The following is a 17,787-nucleotide window of genomic DNA, read 5'->3' on the forward strand; positions in this document are numbered from 1 at the left end:
ACGATTCATGGACAACGAACACCCGCAATGGCATCCGGATACCCTGGCCGTGCGTGCCGGACACGAGCGCACCTTCGAGCAGGAACACGGTGAGCCGATTTTCACGACATCAAGCTTCGTATACAGCAGTGCTGCCGAGGCTGCCCGCAAGTTTTCCGGTGAAGAGGCCGGTAACGTCTATTCGCGGTTCACCAACCCGACGGTTCATACGTTCGAGCGTCGACTGGCCGCCATGGAGGGGGGCGAGCGGTGTGTTGCGACAAGCTCCGGCATGTCAGCGATCCTTTCCATGGCGCTGGGACTGCTTGAATCCGGGGACGAAATTGTAGCCTCCCGGTCACTGTTTGGCTCAACCATTGGTCTTTTTGACAAGTACCTGGCCAAATTCGGGGTCGTCATTCGATATGTCCCCCTGTCGGATCTATCGGCCTGGGAAGCCGCCGTGACGCCGAAAACCCGGCTGTTCTTTGCTGAAACGCCTTCCAATCCGCTGCAGGAACTGGTTGATATCCGCCGCCTGGCGGATGTAGCACATCGCCATGACATCAAGCTGGTGATCGATAACTGTTTTTGTACGCCTGCGCTGCAAAAGCCACTGTCACTCGGGGCTGATCTGGTCATTCACTCGGCTACCAAGTTTCTGGACGGGCAGGGGCGTGCCATCGGCGGTGCGATTGTTGGCGATCACGATACCCTTGAAAAACTCTACGGGGTGGTACGTACCTGTGGACCATGCATGAGTCCGTTCAATGCCTGGATTTTTCTCAAGGGGCTTGAAACCCTGTCATTGCGCATGAAGGCTCATTGCGACAATGCTCTCGCGCTGGCGCACTGGCTTGAAGCGCATCCCTCCGTTGAGCGAGTGCACTACGCAGGGCTTGAGCATCATGCTCAGCACGCCCTGGCGGTACAGCAGCAAAGTGGATTTGGTGCGGTACTCGGTGTGGAGATCAAGGGAGGAAGGGAAAACGCCTGGTCGGTAGTTGATGCGACACGGTTGATGTCGATCACCGGAAATCTGGGGGATACCAAAACCACCATTACGCATCCGGCCACCACGACTCATGGCAAGCTTTCCGATGAGCAGCGACGCATCGCCGGAATCAGTGATGGCCTTTTACGTATTTCAGTCGGTATTGAAGCACTTGAGGATCTGAAGGCTGATCTGGCCCGAGGGCTTGATCAGCTCGGCGGCTGATCCTCTGCGTCCAGTGCCGTTGCCGGCCCCCGAGCCGGCAACCACTTTTCCCAGAACGGTGGTGTGCCCACTGCTTCCTGCAGGCACTCGATAAAGCGTCTGGTTTTCTGGGGGAGATACCGCCGGTGCGGATAAACGATCTGCACGGGCGGGGCATCTGCCAGACGCAAGTCCGGCAGTAAGGGCACCAGTTGCCCGTCCCGCAGGTCCTCTCCGACCTGAAATCCAGATGTCATGCCATATCCCACACCTGCCATGATGGCATTGCGCAGGATCTCCGGGTCATTGGTCTTGATCTTCGGGATCACCCGCAGGCTGCGTTCGATACCTTCATCATCAATATAGCGCAGCCGATCAAGCTCGAAGCCATCTCGCGAGTACACTGCCGCAGGCAGGGCAATCAATTCTTTCAGTGTCTGTGGCATGCCGTGCTGCGCCACAAAGGCCGGGCTGGCACACAGCACGCGCTGATGGCGCGCCAGATGGCGAGCAATCAGGTTGGAATCGTTCATCGGACTGATGCGTATGCCGAGATCGAAACCGCCACCAATCAGATCGACCAGTGTATCGTCCAGACGCATTTCGATCTGCATGTGCGGGTAGCGCTGTAGATAAAGTCGCAGGCCGCTGGCGACATGGCGTCGCCCGAAGTGTACCGGGCAGGAAATCCTGAGCGACCCCATCGGCTCTGTCTGATAGGCATTGATGACGTCTGATGTTTCGTCCAGGGCTTCCCGCATCTTCAGGCCGCGACGATAGATTTCCTGGCCGATGTCCGTCAGCGAGACGCTTCGCGTAGAGCGATTGAACAGCTGCACCTTCAGCTCACTTTCCAGTGCCCGGATCTGCTTGGAAATGACGGAGCGATTGACCTGCCTTAGATCTGCCGCCCGCGTAAAGCTGCCGGCATCCACGACATCCATGAAGAGAAGCAGTCGTGTGCTTCGTTCCATGCTTATCCCCTGTAGTTATAGTTATTGTTGCCAAAACGGCACTACTGTAATGCCGCCTGCTCTGTTCCAACATCTTAGTTAGCACACTAAACTTCTTGTCATTCGATGAGAGCGTCATCAGCACCTGGCTCAAGGCCGATGGTGCCGGCTTTTTCTCATCAAAAGCGAGTTTTATCAAGAAAAATGCAAGGAGTACACAGTATGCGTAATCTTCTCACTATCGTTCTTTCAGGTGCCCTGCTGGCAGCAACTGCCACCCACGCTGTTGCCTCTACCGCGACGCGCGCTCAGGAAGGGATGCTCAATGCCAGCACTACCGGTGAGAATGTAGAAGTGCTCAAGCAGGGCTGGAGTGACACTCGTATGGCGACTCAGGGCCACCCGAATCAGTTTCTGATCCATGTCAGCCAGCCGCAGACCATTGTGCTGTCAAGCAGCCACTTTGCAGGTGACCATGGCGACAGCTATCGCTTGAGTGCAAAGGTATTCAATGAGCAGCGTGAGCTGGTGGCCACAGCCATCAATTCCGATGGCGGTAACTTCAAGCTCAGCCAGCCTCTGGCGGCAGGGGATTACCTGGTTCAGGTCAATGGACAGACGCTCCATAACGAAAATCACACCGATGCTTCCTACCAGCTGCATCTTGATCGCCTGTAAATTCCGCAAGGGCAAGGTTCTGTCTTGCCCGGCAACGCGTTATCATGCCGTATCGACTGCCGTTATCCTTGGATAGCGGCTTTTTTATGTGTTTGTCAGGAGCATTGTGTGTCCCGTTCGACGTCGACTTCTCCTCTTTCCCCCATGGGGGCTCAGCTTTGGCAGACCACCTGGCCAATGGCTATTGGGGTCATGTCCCTGCTGGGATTCAATCTGGTAGACAGCCTTTTTGTCGCTCACCTGGGGACGGCACCGCTGGCGGCTCAGTCCTTTACCATGCCGGTCTCCTTTATTGTCATCGGCATTCAGGTAGGTATTGGTATTGCGACAGCCGCACTGATTTCTCGAGCTCTCGGCCGGGACGAAAAGGCTCGGGCTCATCGTTTGGGGAGTCTGGTAATGATCGGCGGGGGCGTCACCCTTGCTCTGGTGATGATGCTGTTGTGGTGGTTACGGCGCCCGATCTTCTCGGCCATGGGAGCACAGGACAGCCTGAGTGGATTGATCGATGCCTACTGGGCACCCTGGCTGGTTACAAGCTGGATCGGCGCCATGCTGTATCTGGGCTATAGCCTGTTTCGGGCACATGGATATACCCGGTTTCCGGGGCTTGTGATGGTGATTACCAGCCTGATCAACGTCGTTATGGACCCGCTTTTGATCTTTGGTATGGGCCCGTTTCCCGATCTTGGTCTGCCGGGTGCGGCCTGGGCGACCATGATTTCCTTTACCGCAGGGCTGATGATCGTGGGGGTCGCCCTGAGCCGACGTGACTGGTTGACGCTGGCAGGTATCAAGGAGGAGTGGCGCGTCTCCTGGCGAGAGTTTACCGGTATTGCCGGGCCGGCCATGATTACCCAGTTGATGCCACCTCTGGCTGCGCTGTTGGCAACCTCGATTGTCGCTACTCAGGGTAATGCGGCCGTGGCCGCCTGGGGCCTGGCCAATCGAATGGAGAATTTTGCGCTACTGGCGGTGCTGGCCTTGACCATGTCGCTTCCTCCCTGGCTGGGGCGGTGCTTCGGGGCAGGGCGATGGAATGAAATCCACGACCTGATGATCTTGAGCTTCAAGGTAGTGCTGGTCTGGCAATTGGTGGTAGGAGTGGTCATGGCGGGTGCCTCGCCCTGGTTGTCGCACTGGATGGCGGCCGATGACGAGGTGAGCCATGCGCTTTCCATTCTGATTCCGTTCATGTTGCCAAGTTATGCCCTGCTGGGGCTTTGCATGGTGGTTGTCTCATCCAGTAACGCACTCGGATGGCCTCGACGCGCCATGATCATTGCCTTTGCTCGGCTGTTTGTCTGCTATCTGCCGTGTGTGGCTATAGGCGCCTGGGTGGCAGGGATCTGGGGTATTGCTGCCGGGGCCGGAATCGGCAATGTGCTGGCGGGGCTGCTGGCCGGCAGCATGTTCTATCGAGGGCTGAAACAAAAACACGCCGCGTCATAGCGGCGTGTTCAGGGGGCTGGCCTGTCACCTCTCAGGTGTCGGAGACGTCAGCAATTGCCTGGGCGACATATTCGAGAACATCACTGGACAGGCCGGCGACATTGGCACGCCCGGAACTGACCATGTAAATGCTGTAATCGTTTCGGAGCCGCTCCACCTGGTCCCTGCTCAAGCCTGTGTAGGAAAACATGCCGCGTTGCTGCTTGATAAAGTCGAATTTTTCCGCCAGACCATGAGGGGCCATGGCATCAACAAAGCCGGAGCGCAACTGGTTGATGCGTCCCCGCATGTCATCGACTTCTTCCAGCCACATGCCACGGAGTGCCTCGTCCCCCAGGATGGTGCTGACGACGGCCGCGCCATGGGACGGCGGGTTGGAGTAGTTTTCCCGTGCAACGATGGCCACCTGAGAGCGTACGTTATTCATCTGCTCTTCGTTTTTGGCAACCAGAATCAAGCAGCCGGTGCGCTCGCGATACAGGCCGAAATTCTTGGAGCATGAGCTGGTAATGATCACTTCATCCAGCTGTTCTGCCAACAGGCGTACGCCGTAGGCATCCTCGTCCAGCCCATCGCCGAACCCCTGATAGGCGAAGTCGATCAGGGGCATCAGGTTGCGCTGCTTGACCACATTCAGCACCTGCTGCCATTGCTGTTTGTCCAGGTCAAACCCGGAAGGGTTGTGGCAACACGCATGCAGCAGCACGATATCACCTTCCGGGATCCGGCCAAGGCTGTCCATCATGCCGTCAAAGTCCAGCGTATTTGACGCGCTGACATACGGGTAGCTATGGCGTTCGATACCGGCAGCATCAAAAATGCCGTGATGGTTGGGCCATGTCGGATTGCTCATCCAGATGGCCTTGCCGGGCAGGTTGGTGCGAATGAAGTCCGCCGCCAGGCGCAGGGCGCCGGTCCCGCCGGGTGACTGGGTAGCGCTGGCGCGTTTGTCGGTCAGAAGGGGGGAGCCTTCACCCAGTACCAGCGACAGGATGGCATTACCGTAGGCCGGGTCACCGTGAGACCCGATGTAGCTTTTGGTCTCCTCCTGTTCAAGAAGGCGCTCTTCTGCGGCCTTGACCGACTTGAGTACCGGTGTGTTGCCATGTGCATCGCGATATACACCCACCCCCAGATCCACCTTGCGAGGATTGGTGTCCTTCTTGAAGGCCTCGATCAATCCGAGAATCGCATCACCGGGTACGCGCTCTATGTGCTCAAACATGTTGATGCCAAAGCCTCACTGTTGCCAAAGGAAAAAGACGCTCGAACGTCGTTGCACATTTATCATAACGTGTCATGTGCTACCCCGCACCAGGCAGTGTTGGACTGCTGATCTCCGATGCCTCCCGGGGACGTGCTAGGATAAACTGAGCATGCAAGGTATCGTGTCTGGCAAAGGTATTTATCTGCCCGCGGAGGGGCTGTTGACGTGATCAATATGGATGAATTCGAGCAAATGAGTCTGGGCATGCAGCTGGCCATGATGACGCGGGGCTGGCGAGCTGCCGTCGACAAGGCAATGGAGCCGCTGGGATTGACTCAGGCGCGCTGGGTGGCACTGCTGCATCTTTCCCGACTTGGTGAAGGCACGACACAATCCTGCCTTGCCCAGCATGTAGGCATCGAGCTTCCGTCACTGATGCGCACACTGGACTGTCTTGAAAAGCAGGATCTCATCACACGGCATCGCTGTGACAATGACCGTCGTGCCCGTACGATTCACTTTACCGATGAAGGACGTGTGCTCATGCAGGCCATTCAGGGGCGTTCTCATGAAGTCCATCAGCACCTTCTTCAGGGGTTTTCAGCGGACGAGGTGGCAATACTCGAGGGCATGATCGCGCGGATTGCATCCAATACCGTTGATATTACCCAGGGTGATACACCCGGCTGCTGCGATAAGGCAGAAGAGCGCTCATCGTAGTGGCAGGAATTAAGTGAGCGAGGCTGAATCATCATCAGAGGAGTGAATCATGCACGTCATTATCGATTTATGCGTGGTGCCACTGGGCGTCGGCGTTTCCGTATCAAGCTACGTTGCCCTTTGCCAGCGTGAGATTTATGCGGCCGGCCTGTCGTATCGAATGCATGCCTATGGCACCAATATCGAAGGCGAATGGGATGCGGTCATGGCGGTAGTCAAGCGCTGCCATGAGGCTGTACACGAGGCAGGGGCGCCGCGTATTACAACCACCATGAAGCTGGGTACGCGTACAGACCGTCATCAGAGCATGGATGACAAGGTAACCAGTGTTGAGCAGGTGTTGTCCGGTGAGCAGTAACAGGAGCCTGACAGGTTATTCGGCAGGGGCATCCTTTTACTGCTCGTGCATGTCGAGTGATGTCAGCTGCAGCGGACAAGCCAGTTGACCTGAAAGCCATCACCTTCCTGAGTTGCTGCTTCAAGGTCCGTGTCTTCACTGATCATTGCATCTTTCTGGCGGGCGCTCGCCATGATGGCGCCCGGCCCATCGGCCGGAGCTTCAATCGTCTGATCGATCACCGTATAGTCAGAGCGGTCCATGCGTTTGCAATAGGTGCTTGCCTGTGATGCTGCTTCGGCCAGGGCGACGTCCCGATCGGCATCCATGGCTGCGATGGCATGTGGGCGAGCCTGAGCTGAAGCCATATCGGTTCCGGTTGATGCGCAGCCTGACAGCAGCAGTGGGCTCAGCAGAAGAAGCGCCAGCGAGGCAGGCGTACGAAGGGTAGTCATGGTCATTCCTTGTGCATTAAATGGGCTCATGGCGCTTCTCGGCATGGTTGATCAACCAATCTGAATCCTGCCCTTGGCATAGCGAAGCCCCGGGGTTTGCCGCGTGGCCAGAAAGTACCCCAGTGACAGCGATCCGACGCGGCCGAGCAGCATGGTCAATACCAGCAGTAGCTGACCCTCACCACTGAGATGTGGCGTGACTCCGCGCGACAGACCTACCGTGCCGAACGCTGATACGGTTTCAAAGGCCAGATCCAGAAACGGTTTGCCTGGCTCGGTGATACTCAACCCGAACAGTACCGTAAATACCAGGATCATTGCGCTCAGGGCAACGGCGACCGCCTTGAAAACGATTTCGCTTGAAATGCGTCGGCTGAAGATGACTGGTTCCGTCGACCCTCTCAGGAAGGCGCGTGCGGTCAACAGCAGCACGACAAAGGTCGTGACCTTGATGCCGCTGGCGGTAGAGCCGGGTCCGCCGCCGATGAACATGTACAGCATGGTCAACAGGCTGCTGGGCGTGGTCAGGTCACCTGTATCGATGGTATTGAATCCGGCGGTGCGTGGTGTCACGGCCTGAAACCAGGCCGCCAGCCACTTGTCGCTCAACGAGGGCATCCCCCCCAGCGTGTGCGGATTATGCCATTCGAGAAGGGCAAACATCAGGGTGCCGACGACGTTCAGCCCGACGGTGGTCAGAATGACAAGGCGCGTCTGCATTGACCAGGGCGTGTGCCTGCGATGCTTGAGCAGTTCCTGCACGACGGCAAAGCCCAGACCACCGATGATGAAGGAAGCGGTAATGGTCAGTGTTACCAGTGGTGAGCCAGCGTAATGGACCAGGCTGTCACTCCACAGTGAAAACCCGGCATTGTTGAAGGCGGAAATGGCATGAAACACGCTGTACCACAGTCCCTTGTGCCAGCCGAGATCGGGCACCCATGCAATGGCCAGCAGCAGGGTTGTCAGCAGCTCGACCACCAGGGCAAACACAATGACCAGCCGTACCAGTTGCAGTAAATCACTGTAGGAAGACTGGTTGAGTGATTCCCTGACCACGTTCTGTTGCTGGATCGGCAGGCGAGCGCCCAGAAAGACCATGGTGAGCGCTGCAAAGGTCATGAACCCCAGACCGCCAAGTTGTATCAGAATCAACAGGATCACCTGACCCCAGGTGGTCAGATGCTGGCCTACATCCATGACGCCAAGCCCTGTGACCGTAATGGCCGATGTGGCGGTAAACAGCGCTTCCATCCAGGTAATCGAAATGGTGGTCGAGCCAGGAAGCTGAAGAGCAAGCGTGCCCAGAATTGCCAGCACGGTAAAGCCGGTCAGCAGCATCAGTGGCGGATTGAGCTGCAGCGCTCGGTGCCGGAACAGATGGCTGCGTTTGGAGTGCTGCAGGGGGTGGGGCAATGGCATGGTTTGTCTGTCCTACAGTTTGTCGCCGAACTGGCGCAGGATATCCAGTTCACCCATCAATATCAGTTGCCCGCCGGCCTGTATTTCCATGTCTCCGGTCGGACTGCAATGAAGTTTTCCATCCTGCTTGAGGCCGACTACCCGGGCCTTCTCATTTTTGAGGCCCAGATCATCGATGGTGTTGCAGCTGGATACCAGGCGCTCGGTGAGCTCTATTTCCACCACGTACTGCTGATCACCGAGATGAATGAAATCCATGACCGCATGATAGCTGAGGCTTTCCGCTACACGGATACCGATGTCGTATTCCGGATGAATAATACGGTCGGCGCCGATATAGCTCAGCAGTTTATGGTGATCATCGCTCAGTGCCTTGACCCACAGTTCCTTTACCTTGAGCTCCTTGAGATAAAGGGTGGTCATCATGCTGGCTTCGATACTGTCATCCACATCTACCAGTACGGCATTGAACTCGCTCAGGTTCAATTCCTGCAGGGCCTTTTGATCGGTGGGGTCGGCAATAACAGCCTGGGTAATATGTTCGGCCAGTCGATCAACGCGTCTTTCGTCGCGATCAACGCCGAGTACCTCATGTTTCTGGCGATGCAGTTCAAGTGCAACTGTGCTGCCGAAGTAGCCCAGTCCGATAACGGCAAATTGACGGCTCATGTGATTCCTGTGAAGTAGCAACGGACAATGAATAGGAGCATAGCGGGTGATGTGGTGTCATGTATCGCGCTGCTCGCGGCTTCGCGATAAAATGCTCGGCTTGCGCGTACCGAGCAGGGCGCATTGATACAACAAAATGAGTGAACAGGGACATGAGCAATTCATCGACAGCCACCACCCAATGGGTCGGTCGGTGGGGCTTTGTGCTTGCTGCAACAGGGTCGGCAGTAGGTCTTGGCAATATCTGGAAATTCCCTTACATGACCGGGGAATATGGTGGTGCTGCTTTTGTACTTGTGTACCTTGCGTGCATTCTGGCCATCGGTGTACCGGTAATGATGGCCGAGATCGTCTTCGGGCGCCGGGGGCGTGGCAGTCCGGTGGACGCCTTGAAGGCAATGGCTCGCGAATCACGCTGCAGTCCGCTCTGGTCGCTGACTGGCTGGATGGCCATGCTCTGCGGGTTCCTTATCCTCTGCTTTTATGTAGTGGTGGCCGGCTGGGCATTGTCCTATGTCTGGAAATCCATCAGTGGCGGGCTGGGACTTGGTAATGTCGAGGCTTATCAGGCCCTGTTCGGGGCAACCAACGCCAGTCCCTGGACGCTCGGTGGATGGAGTACCCTGGTGACATTGATCACGATGCTCATTGTCGGCAAGGGGGTGCAGGAAGGTATCGAGAAGAACGTCAACTGGATGATGCCAGGTCTGGTGGTGCTGCTGGCCGTCATGATCGTTTATGCGTTCTTTTCCGGCGGCTTCGGTGAGGGCGCACGGTTCCTGTTTGCCTTTGATCCGAGCAAGCTGACGGCAGGTGCCCTGCTGGCAGCACTGGGGCATGCGTTCTTTACGTTGAGTCTGGCCTCCGGTGCCATCCTGACCTATGGCGCCTATCTGCCGGCTCATCGCTCCATCGCCAGTACGACGGTACTTGTGGCACTGTGCGATACGCTGATTGCCCTGATGGCCGGTCTTGCGATCTTCCCGATCATCTTTGCCAATGGCATGGATCCGTCGTCCGGTCCGGGGCTTATCTTCATGAGTCTGCCGATGGCGTTCGATCACATGCCATTTGGCGGCATCATCGCGACCGTTTTCTTTATCATGCTTTCGCTGGCGGCCCTGACGTCTTCCATCTCGATGGTCGAGGCAACCATTGCATTCCTTGAACGGCATACGCGGTACAGCCGGCGTGCTCTCAGCGTGATGGTGGGCGTTGTGCTGTGGATTATCAGCATGATGGCCATGCTTTCATTCAATGCAGGAGCCGACTGGACGCCAGGGGGCAAGACGGTGTTTGACTGGCTGGACTATCTGACGTCGCGCTGGATGATGCCACTGGGTGGTCTGCTGACAGCCATCATGGCCGGATATGTCTTCAACCGGCAGGCCCTGAAGGATGAGCTGGCTGTATCTTCACTGGTATGGGGGTTGTGGCAGTTCGCGCTGCGTTATATCACCCCGGTCGGCATTGTATTGATCTTTATCGACGCCCTTGGCTGGTGGGCGATTGACCTGGAGCAGCAGTGGATGTACCTGCTTGCGCTGGTTGCTGTATTCGCTCTGGGCGGTGAAGTCTGGCGCCGTCGTCAGACCGGCTGACTCATGCAGTCCGATCCACGGACATGATGTTCAACGACAAGGGCCCCGCATTTGCGGGGCCCTTGTCGTTGCTTTCCATCTCCATCGGGTGTCACGGCGCCGAGCGAATGCTCCAGCGGGTGTTGACGCTGGCCTCGATGCTGATCATTCCAGGTTCAAGTGCCGGGGCACTTTCCTTGGCCGAGCGTGCCTGCATCATGCTGTAGCGGGGCATGGGTGGCGCCCCGGGAGTGGAGGCATCAGCCTGCTCCAGGGGGCCCAGATGTACGCTGGAGGCCTGTGCAATGGCTTCTGCCTTCTGGCGCGCCCGGGTGATGGCGCTGGCCAGGGCCTTGTCTTCAAGTGCCGCACGCTGACTGGTATCAAAGGCCGGCTCGCTCAGTCGGTCTACCTGTTGATCAAGCAGGGCATTGACGACCTGTGGCAGGTGATCCAGTTGTCGAAGTGTAATGCTGATCGGTCGCGTAATTTCCCATCGGGTCTGTACGGTGTCGTCCTTTTCAGTCCGTGTCTGCCGGTTTACCGACACGGCTCCGGCGCGAATATCGTTTGAGGCTATGCCGGCCTTTTTCAGCGCGTCCAGCAGTGCGGTGGCACGGGCCATGACCTTGTCGCGGGCAGCATCAAACGGCGCTGACGACATATTCCCGGTGTCCATGGTGGTATAAGGCGTGTGATTGACCAGCCAGGCGTCCAGTTTTACTTGATCCGGCGCTGCCTCAATATTGGCCTCGGCACTGACGGTAATGGCCGGTGAGGGCGTGTCGGCAGCATGGCCGGGAAGAGGCAAAAGGAGCAATGCCAGCAAAGGCATGTAAATGATAGTATTTTTCATTGGTGGTCTCGGGCCATGGATACGTGAGTGGCAAGGGTAAAGTTGTAAGGCAATGTGACAAAATATTTTAACTTAACTCCTTTGGCACATTTGTGTAGTAGATCAAGTGATAATATTTCGCAACGTAGTGTGCACAATTGCTTATTCGACTGTGCTGATGAATGCATGCCCCGGCGTTTCTGCCGGTGGTAACAGGTTGGTGAAAAAGGTATTACATTGATGACATCCGGGTGTTTCAGGTCTTCCTCACCTCGTTCGACGACGTCTCCCAGACGGCTGTGGCTTGCCTTTGGCTGTGTGTTTCTTATCCTGGTGATGCCGCTCAAGGCCCGCTCGGTAACCAATGCCTCCTATGCCGTGACCGTTCCCAATACAACACAATGGAACATGACTTCGCCCGGTGGCGAGGACTATCAGGTCATGGTATATGCACCGGACCAGCCACCGCCACCTGGCGGGTTTCCGGTCATTTACATGCTGGATGGCAACGCCACGTTTCCCATGGCGGTAGAGTCGATGCGGGTTCAGCAGGCCTCGGCCCATGGCAGTTTGTCTGCCGCTATTATAGTAGGCATCGGATATCCCGGAGATGAGCCCTTCAATATGGTGCGCCGGGCGCATGATTACACGCCCATGCCACGAGAAGGTGCTCGTCATGCCATGACCGAAGAGGGGCAGGAGGTCAGCTATGGCGGTGCCGAGGCGCTGTATCGGTTCATTCAGCAGCAGGTCAAGCCGGCCATCGAAAAGCGATTCAGGATCAACCCGGGCCGCCAGGCATTATTCGGCCATTCCTATGGGGCGCTGTTTGCGCTGACAACCCTGTTTCGCCATCCTGACGCCTTCAATATCTACATTGCTGCCAGCCCATCACTCTGGTGGGGCGAGGGAATGATGAAGACGCTGGAAAAGGAATTTGACCCCACGACGATCACCCTGGACCGGCCGGTACGTGTACTGATTACGGTCGGTGAATATGAGCAGGCGCTGTCGCCAGCGGAAAAAAAGAGTGACGATGCCAGTGAAACTGCTGCTCGTCGGCGTGAACACCAGATGATCAACAATGCGCAGGATCTGGCGCGACGCCTCAAGATGCTTGACAGTCAGCGTCTCGATGCCAGTGTCATTGTCTTTCCTCAGGAATATCACCGCTCGGTGCTGCCGGTTGCGTTGAACCGGGCGATGCGGTTTATATTGTCGCCGGATACGCCCTGATTTTACTGGACGAGAGCTGGATACCATGTGGAAACGTTTTGGCCGCGCTGCGGCCCTTCTTGCTTTGATGGGCCTGATGATCGGCACTGCTCGCGCAGACGGGTTCGATGTTACCGATATTACCGGCCGTCAGATTCATTTTGACCACCCCGCCAGTCGAGTGGTTCTGGGCGAAGGGCGCAATGTAATTGCACTGTCGATGCTGACGGCAGATCCATCATCAGTGCTGGTCGGATGGGGCAGTGACTTCAAGCGATACAGAACACTGTATCAGCGCTATACCGACCGTCTGCCGGCGCTTTCATCCATCCCGACGGTAGGTAGTGGTCAGGGCAGCTCGGATCTGTCCGTCGAACACATCATTTCGCTGTCTCCTGACGTGGTGATCCTGAGTCGCTCACAGACGCCACCCTCGGAAAATACATTGATGACGCAGCAATTGTCAGCGGCTGGCATCAAGGTGGTCTATGTGGATTTTGCCACTGACCCGTTGAATGACACTACCACCAGCCTGTCCATCATGGCGCAGGTCATCGGACGTACCGACAAGGCACAGGCGTTCAATCGGTTTTATGCAGAGCATGAGGCCCGCATCAAGGCGATGTCCCAGGCGCTGGGCGAGAACGGCACACGACCGCTGGTCTTTCTGGAAACGCATGCCGGCGGCATGAATGCCTGCTGCTATACGCCCGGTGACGGCAGCTTTCAGGGCTTTATCTCGCTGGTGGGGGGGGAGAACCTTGGTGGTCGCACCCTGAAAGGAAAAAGCGGGCAGCTGACTCCGGAATACATTCTGGCCAGTCAACCTGACATTTATGTGGCCACCGGCGGATCTTATCTTGAAGGCACATCTGGTCTGGTGCTTGGTCCCTACGAGCCCATCGACAAGGCACGGGCTTCGCTTGAAGGTGTTACCCGGCGCCCTGGGATTGCTCAGATGCCTGCCGTACATCATGGTGATGTATACGGGCTGTATCATCACCTGATCAATACGCCCTACAACATTGTGGTGCTTGAACTGCTGGCCAAATGGATCCATCCGGAGGTGTTCAAAGCGCTTGACCCGCAGGCCACGCTCAAGACCATCAATGAGCGATTCGCCGTTGTTCCCATTACCGGAAGCCTCTGGATCGATCCATCCGACACCAGTGTGCGCTGATCAGTAATCAATGCCCCGGCGCGCTTTCAATCCTTCATTGAAGGCGTGTCGGACCTCCTGCATCTCTGTCACGGTATCGGCCACACTCAGCAGGTCGCGGTGAGCATTGCGGCCGGTGATGATCACGGTTTGTTCTGTCGGTCGTCGTCCCAGGGCATGCAGTACATCCTGAATATCCAGATACCCGAACTTGAGCATGTAGGTCAGCTCGTCCAGCACCACCAGATAGACACTGTCATCTTCAAGCAGTGTTCGAGCCTGAGCCCAGACGGCCTGACAGGCTGCCCGGTCCGATGCCTTGTCCTGAGTATCCCAGGTAAACCCCGTGGCCATGACATGCACCTGAAGGTGCTCGTCATGCTCGAGGCGCTCCCGTTCGCCGCATTCCCACGTGCCCTTGATGAACTGCACGACACCAACGTTGTAGCCATAGCCCAGTGCACGGGTGACGGTGCCCCAGGCTGCGGTGGTCTTGCCCTTGCCATTGCCGGTAAATACAAGTACCAGGCCTCGCTCCTCGGTGGCCCTGGCTACGCGCTCATCAACGTGAGACTTGAGCCTTTGCATTGCGCGTTTGTGGCGCTGTTGGCGTTCATCATCGCTCATGAGGGTCGTCTCCCTGTGGGTGATACAGAAAAAAGCCCCGTCGAGCGGGGCTTTTGTTTGAAGCAGGCCTGTCAGACTACATCGACAGAAACAGTCCCGCCAGTGCCGCACTCATCAGGTTGGAAAGGGTTCCTGCGGCGACGGCCTTCAGGCCCAGTCGCGCGACATCGCCGCGACGGCTGGGAGCCATGACACCAAGTCCACCCATCAGGATGGCAATGGATGACAGGTTGGCAAAGCCGCACAGGGCAAAGACGACAATGGCCTGGCTGTGAGCAGACAGGGCCGTGCCGACATCGGCAAAGCTTGCGAAGGCCACAAATTCGTTGAGGATGATTTTCTGGCCGATAAAGCTGCCCGCCGTCACTGCCTCGCTCCAGGGGACGCCGATCAGAAAGGCGATGGGCGCAAAGCAGTAGCCGAGAATTTCCTGAAGTGTCAGCTGCTCAATGCCGAACCAGTTGCCCACACCGCCCAGAATGATGTTGGCCAGCGCAATGATGCCTACGAATGCGAGCAGCATTGCCCCGACGTTGAGGGCCAGCTGCAGGCCGGCACCAGCGCCTTCGGCGGCAGCATCGATGACATTGGCCGCGGAATCTTCCATCTTGCCGTTGATGTCGTCGAGGCCCTGACGAGGCGTCTCGGTTTCCGGAATGATCATCTTGGCCATGAGCAGGCCACCGGGTGCTGACATGAACGAGGCCGCAATCAGGAAGTTGAGGTCCACACCCATGGCTGCATATCCACCCAGTACCGAGCCAGCCACGCTTGCCAGTCCGCCACACATGATGGCAAACAGTTCCGAGCGAGTCATGGTGTCAATGAAGGGCCGCACGACCAGAGGGGCCTCTGTCTGGCCGACAAAGATATTGGCCGCCGCCGAAAGGGATTCCGGCCGACTGGTGCCCAGCACCTTCTGGAGAAAACCGCCCAGGATAGTGATGATCCAGCGCATGACGCCCAGGTAATAAAGCACGGCGATCAGTGATGAGAAGAAGACGATGAAGGGCAGTACGCGAAAGGCAAATATAAACCCGCCGCCGCCAAACAGTTCAAACATCTTGTCGGACACCAGTCCGCCAAACAGAAAGTCGATCCCGGCCTGACTGGCATTCATGACGGATTGAACGCCTGAGGACATGGCCAGTAGCACGCGCTTGCCGAAAGGGGTGTACAGCACGAAGGCGCCGAGCCCGGCCTGAATGACAAAGGCACCGACAATGGTTCTGTAATTGATGGCCCTGCGGTTTTCAGACAGGAGGAAGGCGATCAGCAGTACAGTAACTATACCGACAAGGCCCATGATGACGGCCATAGGAAATCTCCACAGCTATTGTTGGTTGTGTTTGTCGTGTGGTAAATCAAAAGCTGCCCGTTTGGACAGCTTTTAACGTTACCTTAATGACAATACCGGCAAATGGCGAGTGCTGATTGCGGCATGGCCGAATCAGTCAGGCGTTGACAGCATCTCGGGTGAATCCGGATAAATGAGGCTGACAAGTCGCTCTCCGGATTTCGGTGCCAGGGGGGTCGAGGCCTCGGCCACGCGGATTTTGCCTTGCGCGCTCAGTACGAACAAGGGTAATAGCTGCCCTCCGTGAATTTCTTCATAGGCAGCCATGTCAAAATTGTCGGTAATGCTGGCGGTACGTACTTCAGCCCCCCGTGCTACCAGGCTTGCGAGCTTGGCATAGGTGGCTTCGGTGTCGAACAGCAATGGCAGATGCCCCAACGCCTTGTCCTGCTGCCGCTTGGCCTGCTTGCCGGTATCTTCCGGCAGTCTGAACACCTTGCCATGCCCCAGAAGGTGTTCGAAGTGAAGCCCGGCCAGGTTATTGAGTTCGCGATAGGGCGACAGTGGCAGCAGGCGGCCGATGCCGGTCAACTCCAGGTGCTGGGTCGCGTGTTCGGACAGCGGGTTGCCGTAATAGACCGGCAGGCCTGCCATGCGGGCTTCCTGCACCGCATCCCAGCTGGTATCGGTCAACCGGACGGTAAAGCCGAGATCCACCAGCTCGCGTGCCACGGCTCGGGCCACGGGATTGGCGCCAATGATCAGAAACCCGGTGGGCGGCGGCTCATCGACCTTGAGTGCCCGTACGATGGGCCGGGACAGCAGGCTCTGGATTACCACGGTGCCAATGATGACCAAAAAAGTAATGGGAACCAGCGTTTCCGCGCCTTCAACACCTGCCTTTTCAAGCTTGATGGCAAACAGCGAGGCAACGGCGGCGGCAACAATGCCACGAGGAGACAGCCAGGCCAGCAGGGCCTTTTCCCGCCAGTTGAGCCCCGACCCGATCGTGCATATCCAGACAGAGAGGGGGCGCGCTACCCACATCAGGATGCCCAGCATCAACCAGTAGGGCCAGGTCAGTGACATCAGCTGTTCCGGCGAGATGCGTGCTGCAAGGAGGATGAAAAGGCCTGAAATCAGCAGGACCGAGAGTGTTTCCTTGAACTCGATGATCGGGCCGGTAGGGACGCCTCGCATGTTGGCCAGCCAGATGCCCAGCACCGTGACGGTCAGCAGGCCCGACTCCTCAAACAGCGTGTTTGATCCGGCAAACACGGTCAGCATGAACATCAGGGTGCCGAAACTGTGGAGCTTTTGAGGCAGCCAGTAGTGTCTGAGTACCAGCCCCCACAGATAGCCCCCGATGCCCCCGACGCCAAAGCCGAGTGCCACGGTCTTGGCAAACAGCAGGACGGTATGTGACGCCGCACCGTTGCCCTGGCCTATGGCAACAAATTCGTAGACCAGTACCGCCAGCAGGGCTCCCACCGGGTCGATCAGGATACCTTCCCAGCGCAGGATCTGGCTCAGGTTCTCCTTGGCGCGCAGGGTCTGAAGCAGGGGCGTGACCACCGTGGGACCGGTGACAACCAGTACGGCACCGGCTACCGCTGCAATCTGCCAGGATACTCCGAGCAGCCAGTGGGCGGTAAGCGTACCGATCACGCCCGTGATCAGCACGCCCCAGGTCACCAGTCGGCTGACGATATGGCCATGCCCGCGAAGGTCCTTGTGATACAGGGTCAGGCTGCCCTCGAACAGGATGACAGCTACCGATAGCGAGACCAGCGGGAACAGGAGATCCCCCATCAGGACATCAGGCTTCAACAGACCGGTGGCAGGACCAAAGATCAAGCCTGCAATCAACAGCGGCAAAATGGCCGGTAGACGCATCTTCCATGCCAACCATTGGCAGATCAGGGCCAGTAGCCCGATCATGGAAATAAACAGTGCAGCATGTTCCATGCGGTAGGTCTCGTCGGTGGATGGCAGGCAGTTATC

17 protein-coding genes are annotated in these 17,787 nt (G+C 57.2%); 8 read left to right on the plus strand and 9 right to left on the minus strand.

Going from position 1 to position 17,787, the window contains the following annotated elements; translation table 11 throughout:
* Window positions 1-7: 7 nt before the first annotated feature.
* Complete coding sequence (locus OQ287_RS03500) at window positions 8-1,198, plus strand: O-succinylhomoserine sulfhydrylase (RefSeq protein WP_265895597.1); 1,191 nt, start codon at window positions 8-10, stop codon at window positions 1,196-1,198.
* On the opposite strand, the gene OQ287_RS03505 is transcribed toward OQ287_RS03500, so the two are convergent.
* Complete coding sequence (locus tag OQ287_RS03505) at window positions 1,183-2,151, minus strand: LysR family transcriptional regulator (protein ID WP_265895598.1); 969 nt, start codon at window positions 2,149-2,151, stop codon at window positions 1,183-1,185. The genes OQ287_RS03500 and OQ287_RS03505 overlap by 16 nt on opposite strands.
* Window positions 2,152-2,352: 201 nt before the next feature.
* On the opposite strand from OQ287_RS03505, the gene OQ287_RS03510 reads away from it, so the two are divergent.
* Both OQ287_RS03510 and OQ287_RS03515 read left to right on the plus strand, forming a co-directional pair.
* Window positions 2,353-2,808: a hypothetical protein gene (locus OQ287_RS03510; RefSeq protein ID WP_250936626.1), complete on the plus strand. Its 456-nt coding sequence runs from the start codon at window positions 2,353-2,355 to the stop codon at window positions 2,806-2,808.
* A gap of 108 nt (window positions 2,809-2,916) precedes the next feature.
* Window positions 2,917-4,260 (plus strand): MATE family efflux transporter, encoded by a 1,344-nt coding sequence (locus tag OQ287_RS03515; protein ID WP_322974090.1) that lies wholly within the window; start codon window positions 2,917-2,919, stop codon window positions 4,258-4,260.
* Between the two features lie 31 nt (window positions 4,261-4,291).
* Here the strand turns inward: OQ287_RS03515 and OQ287_RS03520 are convergent, their stop codons facing one another.
* Window positions 4,292-5,485, minus strand: coding sequence for an amino acid aminotransferase (locus tag OQ287_RS03520; protein WP_265895599.1), 1,194 nt, complete (start codon window positions 5,483-5,485; stop codon window positions 4,292-4,294).
* A 216-nt stretch (window positions 5,486-5,701) separates the two neighbouring features.
* Between OQ287_RS03520 and slyA the strand changes: the two genes are divergently transcribed.
* Window positions 5,702-6,187: a transcriptional regulator SlyA gene (gene slyA, locus OQ287_RS03525; protein ID WP_250938025.1), complete on the plus strand. Its 486-nt coding sequence runs from the start codon at window positions 5,702-5,704 to the stop codon at window positions 6,185-6,187.
* A 49-nt stretch (window positions 6,188-6,236) separates the two neighbouring features.
* Window positions 6,237-6,545 (plus strand): MTH1187 family thiamine-binding protein, encoded by a 309-nt coding sequence (locus OQ287_RS03530; RefSeq protein ID WP_265895600.1) that lies wholly within the window; start codon window positions 6,237-6,239, stop codon window positions 6,543-6,545.
* Between the two features lie 62 nt (window positions 6,546-6,607).
* On the opposite strand, the gene OQ287_RS03535 is transcribed toward OQ287_RS03530, so the two are convergent.
* The 3 genes from OQ287_RS03535 to OQ287_RS03545 are packed head-to-tail and all read right to left on the minus strand — an operon-like array spanning window position 6,608 to window position 9,070.
* Window positions 6,608-6,979, minus strand: coding sequence for a hypothetical protein (locus OQ287_RS03535; protein ID WP_265895601.1), 372 nt, complete (start codon window positions 6,977-6,979; stop codon window positions 6,608-6,610).
* A gap of 51 nt (window positions 6,980-7,030) precedes the next feature.
* On the minus strand, window positions 7,031-8,401 hold the full coding sequence (locus OQ287_RS03540; protein ID WP_250936630.1) for a TrkH family potassium uptake protein: 1,371 nt from the start codon (window positions 8,399-8,401) through the stop codon (window positions 7,031-7,033).
* A gap of 12 nt (window positions 8,402-8,413) precedes the next feature.
* The gene (locus tag OQ287_RS03545; protein ID WP_250936631.1) at window positions 8,414-9,070 is read right to left on the minus strand and encodes a potassium channel family protein; all 657 of its coding nucleotides are present in this window, start codon (window positions 9,068-9,070) and stop codon (window positions 8,414-8,416) included.
* A gap of 152 nt (window positions 9,071-9,222) precedes the next feature.
* Here OQ287_RS03545 and OQ287_RS03550 point away from each other — a divergent pair, with 152 nt between their 5' ends.
* Window positions 9,223-10,671 (plus strand): sodium-dependent transporter, encoded by a 1,449-nt coding sequence (locus OQ287_RS03550; protein ID WP_265895602.1) that lies wholly within the window; start codon window positions 9,223-9,225, stop codon window positions 10,669-10,671.
* Between the two features lie 91 nt (window positions 10,672-10,762).
* On the opposite strand, the gene OQ287_RS03555 is transcribed toward OQ287_RS03550, so the two are convergent.
* A complete protein-coding gene (locus OQ287_RS03555; RefSeq protein WP_265895603.1) occupies window positions 10,763-11,506 on the minus strand; it encodes an SIMPL domain-containing protein in 744 nt (247 codons plus the stop codon).
* Window positions 11,507-11,725: 219 nt separating this feature from the next.
* On the opposite strand from OQ287_RS03555, the gene OQ287_RS03560 reads away from it, so the two are divergent.
* Entirely contained in the window at window positions 11,726-12,721 is a 996-nt protein-coding gene (locus OQ287_RS03560; protein ID WP_265895604.1) for an alpha/beta hydrolase, read from the plus strand.
* A 25-nt stretch (window positions 12,722-12,746) separates the two neighbouring features.
* Window positions 12,747-13,880 carry an ABC transporter substrate-binding protein gene (locus OQ287_RS03565; RefSeq protein ID WP_265895605.1) on the plus strand — a complete coding sequence of 378 codons (1,134 nt, stop codon included), beginning with the start codon at window positions 12,747-12,749 and terminating at the stop codon, window positions 13,878-13,880.
* On the opposite strand, the gene cobO is transcribed toward OQ287_RS03565, so the two are convergent.
* The 3 genes from cobO to OQ287_RS03580 all read right to left on the minus strand — a co-directional run bounded on the left by cobO (window position 13,881) and on the right by OQ287_RS03580 (window position 17,751).
* Window positions 13,881-14,486, minus strand: coding sequence for a cob(I)yrinic acid a,c-diamide adenosyltransferase (gene cobO, locus OQ287_RS03570; protein ID WP_265895606.1), 606 nt, complete (start codon window positions 14,484-14,486; stop codon window positions 13,881-13,883). It abuts the gene before it with no gap.
* A gap of 76 nt (window positions 14,487-14,562) precedes the next feature.
* Window positions 14,563-15,804, minus strand: a complete 1,242-nt coding sequence (locus OQ287_RS03575; protein WP_250936637.1) for a NupC/NupG family nucleoside CNT transporter — start codon at window positions 15,802-15,804, stop codon at window positions 14,563-14,565.
* Between the two features lie 132 nt (window positions 15,805-15,936).
* Complete coding sequence (locus OQ287_RS03580) at window positions 15,937-17,751, minus strand: cation:proton antiporter (RefSeq protein ID WP_265895607.1); 1,815 nt, start codon at window positions 17,749-17,751, stop codon at window positions 15,937-15,939.
* Window positions 17,752-17,787 lie beyond the last annotated feature (36 nt).

The organism is Larsenimonas rhizosphaerae (genome assembly GCF_026240105.1).
Classification (GTDB): domain Bacteria; phylum Pseudomonadota; class Gammaproteobacteria; order Pseudomonadales; family Halomonadaceae; genus Larsenimonas; species Larsenimonas rhizosphaerae.